Here is a 13720-nt window from a genome sequence, read left to right on the forward strand (position 1 = left end):
AGCTAAAAGGCATGCAGGAGCAGCGTAGCCCGGTGCGGCTGATAGCAAGTGACATGGACGGCACCATTGTGGGAGCCGGCAACAGTATCAGCGACCGGACGGTGCGCGCCTTCCAGGCCTGCCGGGACGCGGGGATCGACGTCGTTTTCGTCACCGGACGCCCGCCCCGCTGGCTGGATCCGCTGCGCGAGCGGATCGGCCACACAGGTACCGTCATCTGCTCCAACGGAGCCATCACGTATGACCTCGGGGCCGGGAAGGTGCTGGCCAGCAGCCTGCTTCCGCTTGCGCAGATGTTCTCCGCCGCGGAAGTCATCCGGGACCTGTTCCCCGCAGTCACCTTCGCAGCCGAAACCGTGGACGGGATCCATCTGGAACCCGGTTTCTCAGACACCGGATCCACCGAAATCCTCGGCGGCATTGTTCCCCGCCCGCTTCACGAATCCCTGAACGGCCAGGCCGGCGTGGCCAAGTTCCTGGCCCGTGCCTCCGGGATCTCGCCGGACGAGTTCCTGCACCGGGTGGCACCGGCGGTCTCATCACTGGTGGCCACCACCCACTCCGCACCCACCATGCCCTTGCTGGAAATGTCCCTGCCAGGGCTGAACAAGGCCGTCACACTCGCGGACTACGCCGCGCAGAAGGGGATCACCGCCGAGGAGACCGTGGCCTTCGGCGACATGCCCAATGACATCCAGATGCTGGACTGGGCCGGGCACGGCTATGCGATGGCCTCCGGCCATGCCGCAGCCCGTGCGGCGGCGGACTTCACGGCCCCCGCTTTCAACGACGACGGCGTGGCGGTGATCCTGGAACGGCTTCTCGGCGACCGTGCAGGCGCCGCAGAAGCTGGTGTGCGGTAATCACCACCGCCAGCCAGGCCGCTCCAAGGGTCCAGGCAACCAGAACGTCCGTAAGCCAGTGGTGGCCCAAATAGACCCGGCTTAGCCCCACGGCCAGGGTAAACACGGCGGCCGCCAGCACCGCAGCGGCCTTCGCGCGGCGGGTGTGCACATGCAGGATCACCAAATAGGCAAGGATCCCGGCGATCACGATTGAGTTCAGGGTGTGCCCGCTCGGAAATGAGGCGGAGGACTCATACGGAGGAACGGCGTCGGCCAGGTCCGGGCGGGTGCGCCCGATAATCGCCTTCCCGGAAATCGTCATCAGGAGGGAGCCGGCCGCCGCCGCTGCAGTGAGCACCAGCGGTGTCCAGGACCGCCAGCGCAGGCACATCCCCAGCACTATCAGCCCGGCGATGATCGGCATGCCGATGCTGCCGGCCAGGTTGGTGAACCCCGTGACGGCGGCGTCCAGGCCGGGGGACCGCAGCGTCAGGGCGTATTCCAGAACCGGCCGGTCCAGGCCTGCAATACCGTCGGATTCGGCCACTGATTCGTAAACCTCGGCGGAGACCAGGGTCAGGGCCAGTGCGGGCACCAAACCCACGGCCAGGATCAGCAGCAGGGTTACATGCGGGGAGGATACCCGGCTGATCCACTGCAGCAGGTCCCGGATCCGGCTGCCCGGTCCGCCGCCGGTCCGGCCGGTGCGGGTGTGTGGTCCAGGGTCGCGGGTCATGGTTCCAGTATCCCAAGCCGGGTGCACAACCAGCTCAGGTTGTTTTCCAATCCGGCCCCCCACACCTGCCAGGAGTGCCCGCCCGGAAGCGTCTGGAACTGCACATTGGCACCGGCCGCCGTGGCGTCGTCGTACACCGTCTTTCCCTCCGGCGCGTAGACCTTGTCATCCTGGCCGACGACGACGATTCCCGCCGTATCCGGAAACCGCATTGCGGCAAACAGGTCCGCGGCGTTCTGTTTCCGGAACGCGTCCTCGTCACCGTTGAAGTAGGTGTCCAACAGTTCCTGGTGGCCGCCGGCGACGGTCGGCTCGTCCTCCCCGGCGATATCCAGGAAGGTGGGATAAACCCCCGGATAGTTTGCGGCAAGCTGGACGGCGCACGTGCCGCCGTAGGAATAACCGCCGATCGCCCACTGCTGCGGCCCCGCGGTGCCGGTGCCCAGATTGTCCTGTACCCAGGCCGGCAGGTCCTGGGCCAAATAGGTGGCCGAGTTGCTGACCGTGGTATCCAGGCACAACGGCCAGTTGCTGTTCCCGGCATTGCTGAGGTCCGGAAGCACCACTACCGGGGCCAGGCCGTGGTGCCGCGCGGCAAATGAATCCATGATCTCCGCCAGTCCGCCGCTGACCAGCCAATCCTCCGGGGACCCCGGCTGCCCGTGGACCAGAACCAGGACCGGCAGGTTCACGTTGCCCGGATCGGCCAGATAAGCCGGCGGAAGGTAGATCAGCGCCGGATTGGAGGCATATCCGGACCGGCCCCCCGGGATCTGCTGGTGGAACACCTTGCCGGCGGCAGGCATGCCCGGGGGCGCAGTCCAGTTTTCCGCCGACGCCGCAGGCAGGTCCCGGCGGACCTCCGCCGGCCGCGGCAGCGGATCATCCGTGACCGGCGGCGGGGTGAACAGTGCGGCTACCGTCGGGTACTGGTGGTAGGCGATATTCACCGTGCCGGCCAGGGCCAGCAGCACCAGGAGACCCGCCGCGACGCCGGCTACCCGCCGGCGGATCCGGATGCCCGGCGCGAGCACGCGCAACACCGCCAGCTGGACCCCGAGGATGGTCAGGGCGCTGAACAGGTAGAGCAGCCGCGGCAGGGAAGCATTCCACCAATGGAATACATACTCCGCCAGCACGTAAATCAGCGCGGTAAAGGCGCATGCCGCCAGCACAACGGCCAGGGCGCGCTTCCAGCCCAGGCGCTGCCCGCTGACACCGAGCCAGACCAGGGAGACAGCGCCCAGGATCAGCAGGACGATCGGAAGGATGCCGTCGACCAGTGACAGGGACATCATCCTGTCCGTTCCACGATCCGGCGGGCGAGGACAAGCCCCTGGCCCAGGGACAGATCCGGAAGGTAGGCCCGGGTCAGGGCGTTGGCGATGGCCGGCAGTGCGGCCGGATCCGGGTAGGTCATAAAAAGCGGCACGTACTGCGGGGCGAACTTGGACTTGAAGGCCAGAAGGGAACGGAAGCCGTAAACCGGCTCAAGGGTTGCGCCGAGCAGATCCAGCAGACGGTCCATCACCGGTGAACCGTCGACGTCCGGCTCCCGGGCCACCGCCCGGGCCAGGGGTGCTCCGGAAAGGCTCAGGAACCGGCTCCCTTCATCCTGCAGGGACAGGGCTGCGGACGCGATCAGAAAATCCATTCCCAGACGGAAACCGGTACCGCGCCGGCGCATGAAGTCCAACGTCCAGCCGGCCACAATCCCGTCCCGGTACACGGGCAGCCAGGATGTCACGGCATGGACCGTTCCGTCATTGTCGACGGCCACCAGGCAGCGGACTTCCGGATCATCCAACTCTTGCAGCCCGCCCAAAGTGAAGCCCATTTCCGGCATCTTCTTATCTGCCACCCATTCCTCGGAGATGGCCCGCAACTGGTCCAGCACGGCCAGGGGAGCGGTGGGATAGCTGATCCACTGCGCGCTGATGCCTTGTTTCCGGGCAGCGTTCAGTGCGGTGCGGATGTCTTGGAATTTCTTGCCCTTGAAAGCCAGTGAGCCCAGCGGAAGCACGGTTTCCTCGGCCACCTGCAGGGATAAAAACCCCAGCGCAGCAGTCAACTCACGCACCTTCCCGCCCACCGAGTAGAAGCAGGGCGTGATGCCGTTGTCCGTGCAGGACTCAGCAAAGCCCGCCACCGTCTGCTGAAGTTCACCGGGCGGCCCCACGGGGTCTCCCACCGTGACCGCCACGCCGCTGTCCACCCGATAGGCCACATAGGAGTTGCCGGTGGGGGAAAACCAATAGGTGTTGCCCTGCCAGAGGGTCATCCAGGCCATGGTGCTTCCACCATGGGTCTTCAGCAGCGAACGGGCCCGCTCTTCATCCCGGGCTGTCAGGTTCCGTGGCGGGACCAGGAAGGAACGCAGCAAGAGCAGGCAGGTTAATACCCAGAACAGCACGCCCACGCCTTCGTAGACCAGGACGGCGGGAAGATTCTCCGGGTCAAGGGCAGGCGTACTGTAGGCCACCTCGGCAATGGGAAGAAACCGCCCGGGCAGGTCCGCTGCGAGCAGCCCCAGGGTGGCAGCCGGGCTGAAACCGTCGCGGTTCAGCAGTCCGGCACCGAGATACAGAGAGGCCAGCACCGCCGCGGATGTCCCGACAGCCGCGGCCACCCGGCGGTAGGTTCCGTCGGGGGCGCGGGCCGGAAACAACCGGCGGGTGAAAAGCAGCAGCACAAAGACCGCCAATGGAACCACCATGGGCAGTACCAGCGCAATGACAATGCCTGGTCCCGGCGGCAGGAGGGCAAGCTCACCTCGGGCGAGGGCCCGCCCGAGCCGGACGGTGGCCAGCACCGTCATGGTGCCCTGCAGCAGCAATGCTGCCAGCCAGGCAAACCGGCGGCCGCGCCGCAGCCCCTCGGAGAAGGTGGCCAACAGGACCTGGGGCAGGACGGCCAGGAAGAACCCGGCCGGTCCGGCGCGCAACTGGATGCGGGCCACGGCGCACTCGCGGGCGGCGGCAGATCCATTGCAGAGCTCCGCCAACTCGTTCGGAGTATTCACCTCGACGCTGGTGAACAGATACCGCAGCACTGCAAGCGGTCCCACTGCGGAGGTGCTGAGCGCGGCAATAACGGGTCCGACGGCGGAGGCAAGGACCACCAGCGCCACCAGGACTGCGGCCTCACGCCGGCTGGTGACCAGCCGCTCCGGGACCGTGGGCCGCCGTCCGGCCAGGAACGGTCCCATGAACGCACCCGTAACGGCCGCACCCAGGACCATCAGGTCTGTGAAACTCCCGGCGTAAAGGGCCAGCAATACCAGCAGGGTGAACATGGTGATCCGCAGGCGCCTGCGCCACAAAGTGCTGACCTGGGCGCTGGCTGCGGCCACAACCGCGGCGATGAAGGCAAGCGGACCAACATAGGATTCGGACACCAATGCGCGGGACCAGTCACCGATCGAGGCACTGGTGGCAGACGCGAAACCGATGGCAAGCAGCGCGCCAACAATCTGCCCGGTGAAACCAACCATAAGGAACCGTCCGGTGCCCAGCAGCCGCTCGCAGGACAAACCGGCCATCAGGGCCAGCAGCGTGCCGCCTATATAGCCTCCGATTCCGCTGGCCCAGAGACAGCACAGGAGCAGGGCCGCCGGGTTCCCGGTCAAGGTATGCGCGGAAAGGGTGGCCCAGTCCTGCAGGGGCCCTTCCGGGCCCGTAACCAGCGAGGAAGTGAGCGCTCCGAGCACCCAGAAGGAGGCAATAAAAACCAAGGTGGCCGGCGACCGCCGGACACTGCCCCGAAGCCACTGCAGCGGCCAGTGCACAAACCGCTCAAAGCGGCGTGGGGCGGGAAGAACGTCAACCACGGAACCTCCATCAGCCCGGAGCCAGCCGGGGTCGGGGTCCTGCCATTCTAGGGCCGCGGAGTCCGGGAGCGGTGCTGCCCGGCCCAGTGCGTGCCGCAGGTTGGATAAAGTACGAGCGTGAACGCAATGCATCCGTACTTCCGTGCGCCCCGTGACAATCCGCCGTCCGGCGCAGCGGACCGGCCCGAGCCCATTGCCCTGGCGCACCGCGGCTTTTCTCCGGACGGGTACGAGAACACACTCGCCGCGTTCCGAGCCGCCGCCGACCTAGGCATCAGCTACCTGGAAACGGACGTGCGCACCAGCCGGGACGGCGTCCTGATGGCCTTCCACGACGAGACGGTGGACCGGATTTCCGGGGGAGTGGCGGGAAAGATCAGCCAACTCACCAGCCGTGAGCTCAACGAGGTCCTGGTGGCCGGCTCCGAACGGATCCCCACTTTCGAGGAACTGCTGACCGAATGGCCGGATATGCGGCTGAACGTGGATGTCAAGGACGCACCAGGCGCAAAACTGCTCGCCGCGCTGATCGAAAAACACTCGGCGCAGGACCGGGTGCTGGTGGCGTCCTTCTCGGACCGACGCCGCCTCCGCACACTGAAGCATCTGGGCCGGCCCGCGGCCAGCTCGGCGGGCACTGCCCTGACCGTCCTGTTGCGGCTGCTGGCGCCGCTGGGCGCCGCCGGCCTGGTATCCCGGCTGGGCCGGTTCCAATGCATCCAGGTGCCGGTGGCATTCGGACCGGTCCGCGTGGTCACCTCGTCCTTCCTGAGCCGCTGCCACCGTGCCGGATTGCAGGTCCATGTGTGGACCGTCAATGACGAAGAGACCATGAACCGGTTGCTGGACCTGGGTGTGGACGGCATCGTCTCGGACCGGTCAGACCTCCTGGTGAAGGTGCTCAAGGACCGCGGGCAGTGGCGGTAGGGGTGCGGCGGCGTCGAAGACAGGTAGCCGCCATGTCACCCCCGGCTGGCAGGATGAAGACATGCGCGTAGTTATTGCCCCGGACAAGTTCAAAGGCTCCCTCACCTCCGCAGAAGCCGCAACAGCCATGGCTGAGGGAGTGCTCGCGGTGTACCCCGAGGCCACCGTGACGGTGGTTCCGGTGGCCGACGGCGGCGAGGGCACCTTGGACGCCGCGTTGGGCGCCGGTGCCGAACCCCGCACGGCCCGCGTCACGGGGCCGCTGGGCCGGGACACCACGGCCGTCTGGGCCCTGTCCGGCGACACGGCCCTGATCGAAACCGCACGCGCCTCGGGGCTGGTCCTGCTGGATCCTTCCCCGGAGACGGCACTGGCTGCAGGCAGCTACGGCAGCGGACAGCTGATCGCCCACGCGCTGGACGCGGGGGCGAAAACCATCATCCTGGGCATCGGCGGTTCGGCCATGACCGACGGCGGATCCGGGGCACTGTGCGCGCTGGGCCTGAAGATCCTGGACCGGGATGGAAATCCTGTGCCGCCCGGCGGCGCGGGGTTGCTGAACGCGGCATCAGTGGATGCGTCCGGATTGGATCCGCGGCTGGCGGGGGTGGACCTGCGGATTGCCGCCGACGTCCGGAACCCGCTCCTGGGTTATGAAGGAACGGCGGCGGTCTTCAGCGGCCAGAAAGGCGCGGGCGCAGCGGAGCAGCAGCTGCTCGAAGAGGCGCTGGACAACTGGGCGCGGCTCCTGAAGGAGGCCACCGGCGTCGACGTCGATGTCCCCGGGGCGGGTGCGGCCGGCGGCTTCCCCTCGGGGTTCCTGGCCTTCACCGGGGCATCCCTGCACCCGGGATTCGAACTGCTCTCGGCCTTCACCGGACTTGATGAATCATTGACCCGCTGCGATCTGGTCCTCACCGGCGAAGGCTCCCTGGACAACCAGTCCCGCTACGGGAAGGCTCCGCTGGAAGTTGCGGCCCGGGCCCGGGATGCCGGTATTCCCGTGGTTGCGGTGGCCGGGCAGATCACACTGACCCCGGACCAACTGCAGGAGTACGGGATTGTTGCGGCCGTCAGCCTGCTGGATGTGGTGCAGCGGCCGCAGGATGCAATGTCCCAGGCGGCAAAATACGTTGCCTGGGCAACCCGGCAGGTCCTCGAAGGCGCCTGAGCGCCGGCGGCCGCCGTTCCGCCGCCGTTAGCCCAGCCGGCTGGGGGTGGCCCCGGCGTCCTCCGCCGGCTCGTCGGGGTCGGTGCCCCGCCAGCGGGCGATGGCCTGCATGCCGTGGTAGGCCACCAGGGTCGCGCCGGTGCCCAGGGCAATGCCGCCGAAAGTCAGGTCCCCAATGACCCAGGTGAAGTCCGCGATGGCCACGATAAGGCCAAGGCCGGCGGCGGACAGGTTGATCGGGTTGGAGAAGTTCACCCGGTTATCCACCCAGATCCGCACACCCAGGATGCCGATCATGCCGTACAGCACGACGCCGGCGCCGCCGAGCACACCGGGCGGAACGGTGGCGATGAGCGCACCGAACTTCGGGAACAGGCTGAGCAGGACGGCCACAATGCCGGCCACCCAGTAGGCCGCGGTGGAGTACACCCGGGAGGCGGCCATCACGCCGATGTTCTCGGCATAGGTGGTGGTGGCCGAACCGCCGCCTGAACCGGCCAGCATGGTCGCCAGGCCATCGGCCATCAGCGCCCGGCCCGCGTACGGGTCCAGGTCCCGGCCGGTCATGGCGGCCACGGACTTCACATGCCCGATGTTCTCGGCCACAAGCACCAGCACCACCGGCACGAACAAGCCGATCACGGAGAAGTGGAAGCTCGGCGCGTGGAAGTCCGGCAGGCCGAACCAGGCCGCGGAACTGATCGCCTCGAAATCCACTTCGCCGCGCAGCATGGCCACCCCGTAGCCGGCCAGGACGCCGATCAGGATGGACAGCCGGCCGAAGAAGCCGCGGAAGAGGACCGTGGCCAGCAGGATCACGGCCACCGTGACCACAGCCGTCACCGGCCCCTTTTCGAAGTTGGTCCGGGCCGAGCCGGCCAGGTTCAACCCGATCAGCGCCACGATGGTACCGGTGACCACCGGCGGCATCAGGAGCTGGATCCAGCGCGTGCCGGCCACCTGCGCGGCCAGGCCGATGAGGAACAGCGCCGCGCCGGCCATGATGATGCCGCCCAGCGCACCGCCGGGCCCGTGCTGGCTGGTGGCCGCGGTGATGGGGGCGATAAAGGCGAAGGAGGAACCGAGGTAGCTGGGAACTTTCCCGGCGGTGATGATCAGGAACAGGATCGTACCGATACCGGAGAACAGCAGGGTGGTGGCAGGCGGGAAGCCGGTCAGCAGCGGAACCAGGAACGTCGCGCCGAACATCGCCACAACGTGCTGGGAACCAATGCCGATGGTGCGCGGCCAGCTCAGGCGCTCCTCAGGGGCAACATAGGCGCCGGGCTTGATGGTCTTACCGTCTCCATGGAGGGTCCAGGCCGTACCGAATCTGCTCATGGTTGTGCCTTCCGAAGACAGGGGGTTTTACCAAAATTCTAACCGGCAACGATTGCCGGGATGTTACGTTGCAATAAGACCCGCGCGCCGCGCGGACCGGTCACAACGTTGAATCCGTACCGCTAGACGATGGAGCAGCATGAGCATTTCAGTTTCAGGACGGGTGGTCCTTATCACGGGCGCGGCAATGGGCATGGGCAGGCTTTATGCCGAACGCGCCGTCCGCGAAGGCGCGGCCGCGGTGGTGCTGTGGGACCTCAACGCCGAGGCCTTGGAAGGCACCGCCGCCGAACTGCGCGAGCAGGGCGCATCGGCTGTCTACCCCTATGCGGTGGACGTCAGTTCACTGCCGGACATTGAGGCTGCGGCGGAAAAGGTGATCCGCGACGCCGGCGTTCCGGACATCCTCATCAACAACGCGGGCATTGTGCGCGGCAAATACTTCTGGGAGCACGCCCCGAAGGCAGACATCAACGCCGTGATGGCCGTGAACACCCTGGCACCCATGCAGGTGACCCGGGCCTTCCTGCCCGGGATGATCGAACGCCGCACCCCGGCCCGGATCCTCAACGTTGCCTCCGCCTCAGGCACACTGTCCGTGCCCAAGATGAGTGTGTACACGGCGTCGAAATGGGCCGTGATCGGCTGGAGCGACTCCATGCGCCTGGAGCTGAACGAATCCGGCAACGGCCATGTGGCCGTCACCACCCTGATCCCCAGCTACATCAAGACCGGGATGTTCGAAGGTGCCCGGGGGCCGCTGCTGACCCCGCTGATGGAACCGCAGCACGTGGTGGACCGGGCCTGGAGGGCGATGCTGGCCGGCAAGGCACGGATCCAGCTGCCGTGGACCGTGGCCCTGGGCAGTGCCCTGCGCAATGTGCTGCCGCAGCCGGCCTGGGACGTGGTTGCCGGCCGTGTTTTCAAGGTCTACCAGTCCATGGACCACTTCACCGGACGGAAACCGGCGGACGATGGCGCGAAGGAAGAGGCCAAGGCATGAGCGAAATGGTTTCCGCCTTTTCGGACCCGGAATCCTCCCTGTCCGCCGAATCAGCGGCATTGGTGCCGGCCGTCCTGGCACGGGTCCGGAAGGCCTACGCATCCGGGCGTACCCGTCCGCCGGCCTGGCGGCGTGCCCAGCTCACGGGCCTCATCCGCCTGTTCCGGGAACGCGAACAGGAACTGGCGGACGCACTGGCAGCGGACCTGGGCAAGAACCCGCTGGAAAGCTACGTCACGGAACTCTCGCTGGTCCGGGCCGAGGCCGAGCATGCGCTGAAGCACCTGGACAAGTGGACCCGCAGCCGCCGGGTTCCGGTGCCGCTGGGGCTGCTGCCTGCGTCGGCCAAAACAGAGCCGCAGCCGCTGGGCGTGGTGCTGATCATCGGGCCGTGGAACTATCCGGTGCAGCTGGTGCTGGCCCCGCTGGTGGGCGCCTTGGCGGCCGGTAACGCGGCCGTGCTCAAGCCCAGTGAACTGGCCCCGGCCACCTCTGCGGTACTCGCCGACCTGGTACCGCGTTACCTGGATTCCGACGCCGTCGCGGTGGTCGAGGGCGGGCAGGACATCAGCACCGCACTGCTTCGGGAACGCTTTGATTCCATCTTCTTCACCGGCGGGGAGCGTGTGGGACGGATTGTGCTGCAGGCAGCAGCCGAGCACCTGACTCCGGTCACCTTGGAGCTGGGCGGCAAATCCCCAGCCGTGGTGCTGGACGGCAACTGGGCCGGCGTCGCCCGGCGTCTGGTGTTCGGCAAGCTGCTCAACGCCGGACAGACCTGCGTGGCGCCGGACTACGTGCTGGTCACCGAGGAAGCCGCGCCCGCACTGCGCAAACACCTCGTCAAGGCCGTGGCGGAACTGTTCGGGAAGGACCCGGCCAAGAGCAGGGACTTCGGCCGGATCGTGAATGAACAGCACTGGGAGCGGCTGGTGGGGCTGCTGGACAGCGGGACAATCCTGGCCGGCGGCCGCAGCGACCGTGCCGGCCTGTATCTTGAACCGACCATCCTTACGGACGTGGATCCGCAGTCGCCGGTGATGCAGGAAGAGATTTTCGGACCCATCCTGCCCGTGCTGACTGTGAAGGACCTGGACGAGGCGATGGAGTTCATCAACGCCCGCCCGGTTCCGCTCTCCGCCTACCTGTACACCAATTCGGCAGCTGCGCGGCAGGCGTTCGAGGCCGGCGTACGGGCAGGCAGCATCAACCACAACGCCAGCACCGTGCAGCTGGCCGTGCCGGGGCTGCCGTTCGGCGGCGCCGGGGCCAGCGGAACCGGCGCGTACCACGGCAAGTACTCCTTCGATACGTTCAGCCAGCTGCGCCCGGTCTTCAGCAAGGGCACCTTGCTGGATACGCTCCGGTTCGCGTACCCGCCGTACAACGGAGTGAAGAAACAGATCCTGCGCCGGCTGCTCTAGCGCCCGTTAACGGCAAAAGGGCGGACCTCCTGGTCCGCCCTTTTGCCGTTAACGCGGTATCGCTAGGAGATGACGCCGTCAACAATGGCCTTGGCTTCAGCCTGCACCTGGTGCAGGTGCTCCAACCCCTTGAAGGACTCGGCATAGATTTTGTATACGTCCTCCGTTCCGGAGGGGCGCGCGGCGAACCAGGCGTTTTCCGTGGTCACTTTCAGTCCGCCGATGGGTGCACCGTTGCCGGGAGCTTCAGTCAGGCGGGCGGTGATTTCCTCGCCGGCCACGGTGGTGGCGGTGACGTCCGACGGCGAGAGCTTGGCCAACGCCGCCTTCTGCTCCCGGGTGGCCGGGGCGTCCACCCGGGCATATTCCGGGTCGCCGAACCTGTTGGTCAGTTCGCGGTACCGCTGGGACGGGGTCTTGCCGGTCACTGCGGTCATTTCCGAGGCGAGCAGGGCCAGCAGGAGACCGTCCTTGTCGGTGCTCCACGGGCTGGCATCCAGGCGCAGGAAGGAAGCGCCGGCGGATTCCTCGCCGCCGAAAGCGGTCTCGCCGGAGAGCAGGCCCGGGACAAACCACTTGAAGCCCACGGGAACCTCCATCAGCACCCGGCCCAGGTCCGCCGTCACGCGGTCGATCATGGAGGAGGACACCAGGGTCTTGCCCACCATGGCGTCTGCGCTCCAGCCCGAGCGGTTGCGGTAAAGGTAGTCGATGGCCGTGGCCAGGTAGTGGTTCGGGTTCATCAACCCGCCGTCGGGGGTGACAATGCCGTGCCGGTCGGCGTCGGCGTCGTTGCCCGTGGCTATGTCGTATTCGTCGGCGCGGGCAATCAAGGAGGCCATGGCGTACGGGGAGGAGCAGTCCATGCGGATCTTCTCGTCCCAGTCCAGGGTCATGAATGCCCACTGCGGATCCACGTTGGGGTTCACTACGGTCAGGTTCAGCTGGTGCTGCTCCGCAATGGCGCCCCAGTAGTCCACAGAAGCACCGCCCAGCGGATCGGCGCCGATGTGCAGGCCGGCGCTGCGGATCGCATCCAGGTTCAGCACCGAGGGGAGGTCTTCGACGTAGTTCTGCAGGAAGTCGTACGTGCCCACGGAATCGGCCAGGCGTGCTTCGCCCAGCGGAATGCGCTTCACTCCGTTCAGGCCGGCTTCCAGCAGTTCGTTGGCGCGGTCGGCAATCCAGTTGGTGATGTCCGAACCGGCAGGCCCGCCCGTGGGCGGGTTGTACTTGAAGCCGCCGTCAGCGGGGGGATTGTGCGAGGGCGTCACCACAATGCCGTCGGACTGGTCCGTCCGTGAGGCGTTGTACTTCAGGATGGCGTGGCTGACGGCCGGGGTGGGGGTGAAGCCGTTCCGCGCATCAATGAGCACGTTCACGCCGTTGGCCGCCAGGACCTCCAGTGCGGTGTTCTGCGCCGGTTCGGAAAGTGCATGGGTATCTTTGCCCATGAACAGGGGTCCGGTGATGCCCGCAGAACGGCGGTACTCAACGATCGCCTGGGTGATGGCGGCAATGTGCTGCTCGTTGAAGGCGCCGTTCAGCGATGATCCCCGGTGCCCGGAAGTACCGAACGCAACGCGCTGCGCCACGTTCGAAGGATCCGGCGCGACGTCGTAATAGGCGTCCAACAGCGCGGTGAGATCTACAAGGTCGGATGGTTCAGCGGGTTTTCCTGCACGATTAGACATACCCCTAAGCATGCCAAAGAAACGGCAGGTGCGGCAGACACCCGCCTACGTGTAAAGCTGCCCGTCCGGCCGTATGCTCGATCGGACAGCCGCGAGGGCGCGGCGGAGAGGGGAACACCATGGCGGCCAGTGCGGTACCGGCGCAGCTTCAGCCCGGAATGCGCCGCGGCACCCGGGCAGCCATGGCGGTCCTGAACATCATCTACGTATGCGCCGCCCCGGTTTTCTGGTTCTTTTGGAGCCAGCGCCGGCAGTTCGACCTCCCGGCCTGGGCCGAGCAGGCCGCCGGATTCGCCGCCGGTGTCCTGCCGGTCCTGGTGTTCCTGGCAGCTTGGCTGAGCGCAGCGGTCCTGTTTAGCCGGGGCCGGCGCCAAGACGGCGGCAGCGCCTTTAGCACCCTGGGCGGCCTGGGCCTGCTGGCGGCGGCCAGCGGAATGCTGGCGCTGGCCGCCGCCGGGCTGGACAGCTAGGAAGCCCTCACTTGTCGTTGTGCTTGGCCTTGAAATTCTCGTTGTCGGAGTTCAGGCCCTGCGCAAGGTTGGAGTGGACCTCCGTGCGCGGGTCGGAGTGGTCCTGGCTGCCGCTGCCGTCGGGAACTTCCGCGGAGGTGGACATCAGGTTTTCCACCGCGTTCTCAATCGGATTCGCGGACTCGTTCTTAGGGTCGCCGGCTTTCGGATCAGTCATCATCAGCTCCTTGAAGGTAATTCATCAGTAGCCTTACGAATCCCACTCTAGGGCACACCAAGC

12 protein-coding genes are annotated in these 13720 nt (G+C 66.8%); 6 read left to right on the forward strand and 6 right to left on the reverse strand.

Annotated elements, in window-relative coordinates; genetic code table 11:
* Positions 1 to 11: 11 nt before the first annotated feature.
* A complete protein-coding gene (locus tag LOC57_RS05545) occupies positions 12 to 863 on the forward strand; it encodes an HAD family hydrolase (RefSeq protein ID WP_229958620.1) in 852 nt (283 codons plus the stop codon).
* Here the strand turns inward: LOC57_RS05545 and LOC57_RS05550 are convergent.
* Genes LOC57_RS05550 through LOC57_RS16495 form a run of 3 tightly spaced genes read right to left on the reverse strand, consistent with a single transcriptional unit; the run spans position 784 to position 5410 of the window.
* Complete coding sequence (locus tag LOC57_RS05550) at positions 784 to 1581, reverse strand: phosphatase PAP2 family protein (protein WP_229958622.1); 798 nt, start codon at positions 1579 to 1581, stop codon at positions 784 to 786. The genes LOC57_RS05545 and LOC57_RS05550 overlap by 80 nt on opposite strands.
* Complete coding sequence (locus tag LOC57_RS05555) at positions 1578 to 2876, reverse strand: alpha/beta hydrolase (RefSeq protein WP_229958624.1); 1299 nt, start codon at positions 2874 to 2876, stop codon at positions 1578 to 1580. The genes LOC57_RS05550 and LOC57_RS05555 overlap by 4 nt, the downstream gene beginning before the upstream one ends.
* On the reverse strand, positions 2876 to 5410 hold the full coding sequence (locus LOC57_RS16495) for a bifunctional lysylphosphatidylglycerol flippase/synthetase MprF (protein ID WP_229958626.1): 2535 nt from the start codon (positions 5408 to 5410) through the stop codon (positions 2876 to 2878). Before LOC57_RS16495 ends, LOC57_RS05555 begins: the two co-directional genes overlap by 1 nt.
* Before the next feature lie 126 nt (positions 5411 to 5536).
* On the opposite strand from LOC57_RS16495, the gene LOC57_RS05565 reads away from it, so the two are divergent.
* Positions 5537 to 6337: a glycerophosphodiester phosphodiesterase gene (locus LOC57_RS05565; protein ID WP_231700561.1), complete on the forward strand. Its 801-nt coding sequence runs from the start codon at positions 5537 to 5539 to the stop codon at positions 6335 to 6337.
* Between the two features lie 61 nt (positions 6338 to 6398).
* On the forward strand, positions 6399 to 7508 hold the full coding sequence (locus LOC57_RS05570; protein WP_229958630.1) for a glycerate kinase: 1110 nt from the start codon (positions 6399 to 6401) through the stop codon (positions 7506 to 7508).
* 27 nt (positions 7509 to 7535) lie between these two features.
* Here the strand turns inward: LOC57_RS05570 and LOC57_RS05575 are convergent, their stop codons facing one another.
* Positions 7536 to 8849, reverse strand: a complete 1314-nt coding sequence (locus tag LOC57_RS05575) for a uracil-xanthine permease family protein (protein ID WP_227912562.1) — start codon at positions 8847 to 8849, stop codon at positions 7536 to 7538.
* Between the two features lie 139 nt (positions 8850 to 8988).
* Between LOC57_RS05575 and LOC57_RS05580 the strand changes: the two genes are divergently transcribed.
* Together LOC57_RS05580 and LOC57_RS05585 are read left to right on the forward strand one after the other, a co-directional pair.
* The gene (locus LOC57_RS05580; RefSeq protein ID WP_229958632.1) at positions 8989 to 9852 is read left to right on the forward strand and encodes an SDR family NAD(P)-dependent oxidoreductase; all 864 of its coding nucleotides are present in this window, start codon (positions 8989 to 8991) and stop codon (positions 9850 to 9852) included.
* Complete coding sequence (locus tag LOC57_RS05585; protein WP_229958635.1) at positions 9849 to 11276, forward strand: aldehyde dehydrogenase family protein; 1428 nt, start codon at positions 9849 to 9851, stop codon at positions 11274 to 11276. The genes LOC57_RS05580 and LOC57_RS05585 overlap by 4 nt, the downstream gene beginning before the upstream one ends.
* 62 nt (positions 11277 to 11338) lie before the next feature.
* Here the strand turns inward: LOC57_RS05585 and pgm are convergent, their stop codons facing one another.
* Positions 11339 to 12970, reverse strand: a complete 1632-nt coding sequence (gene pgm / locus LOC57_RS05590) for a phosphoglucomutase (alpha-D-glucose-1,6-bisphosphate-dependent) (protein WP_227912559.1) — start codon at positions 12968 to 12970, stop codon at positions 11339 to 11341.
* A gap of 119 nt (positions 12971 to 13089) precedes the next feature.
* On the opposite strand from pgm, the gene LOC57_RS05595 reads away from it, so the two are divergent.
* The gene (locus LOC57_RS05595) at positions 13090 to 13440 is read left to right on the forward strand and encodes a hypothetical protein (RefSeq protein ID WP_227912558.1); all 351 of its coding nucleotides are present in this window, start codon (positions 13090 to 13092) and stop codon (positions 13438 to 13440) included.
* Positions 13441 to 13447: 7 nt separating this feature from the next.
* On the opposite strand, the gene LOC57_RS05600 is transcribed toward LOC57_RS05595, so the two are convergent.
* A complete protein-coding gene (locus tag LOC57_RS05600; protein WP_227912557.1) occupies positions 13448 to 13657 on the reverse strand; it encodes a hypothetical protein in 210 nt (69 codons plus the stop codon).
* Positions 13658 to 13720: the final 63 nt, after the last annotated feature.

Origin of the sequence: Arthrobacter sp. zg-Y750 (assembly GCF_020907365.1) — a bacterium.
In the GTDB taxonomy this organism is placed as follows: Bacteria; Actinomycetota; Actinomycetes; order Actinomycetales; family Micrococcaceae; genus Arthrobacter_B.

Coding starts and splice junctions, on each gene's coding strand:
- LOC57_RS05545 (WP_229958620.1), top strand. CDS start 12: ATGCAGGAGCAGCGTAGCCCGGTGCGGCTGATAGCAAGTGACATGGAC.
- LOC57_RS05550 (WP_229958622.1), bottom strand. CDS start 1,581: ATGACCCGCGACCCTGGACCACACACCCGCACCGGCCGGACCGGCGGC.
- LOC57_RS05555 (WP_229958624.1), bottom strand. CDS start 2,876: ATGTCCCTGTCACTGGTCGACGGCATCCTTCCGATCGTCCTGCTGATC.
- LOC57_RS05565 (WP_231700561.1), top strand. CDS start 5,537: ATGCATCCGTACTTCCGTGCGCCCCGTGACAATCCGCCGTCCGGCGCA.
- LOC57_RS05570 (WP_229958630.1), top strand. CDS start 6,399: ATGCGCGTAGTTATTGCCCCGGACAAGTTCAAAGGCTCCCTCACCTCC.
- LOC57_RS05575 (WP_227912562.1), bottom strand. CDS start 8,849: ATGAGCAGATTCGGTACGGCCTGGACCCTCCATGGAGACGGTAAGACC.
- LOC57_RS05580 (WP_229958632.1), top strand. CDS start 8,989: ATGAGCATTTCAGTTTCAGGACGGGTGGTCCTTATCACGGGCGCGGCA.
- LOC57_RS05585 (WP_229958635.1), top strand. CDS start 9,849: ATGAGCGAAATGGTTTCCGCCTTTTCGGACCCGGAATCCTCCCTGTCC.
- pgm (WP_227912559.1), bottom strand. CDS start 12,970: ATGTCTAATCGTGCAGGAAAACCCGCTGAACCATCCGACCTTGTAGAT.
- LOC57_RS05595 (WP_227912558.1), top strand. CDS start 13,090: ATGGCGGCCAGTGCGGTACCGGCGCAGCTTCAGCCCGGAATGCGCCGC.
- LOC57_RS05600 (WP_227912557.1), bottom strand. CDS start 13,657: ATGACTGATCCGAAAGCCGGCGACCCTAAGAACGAGTCCGCGAATCCG.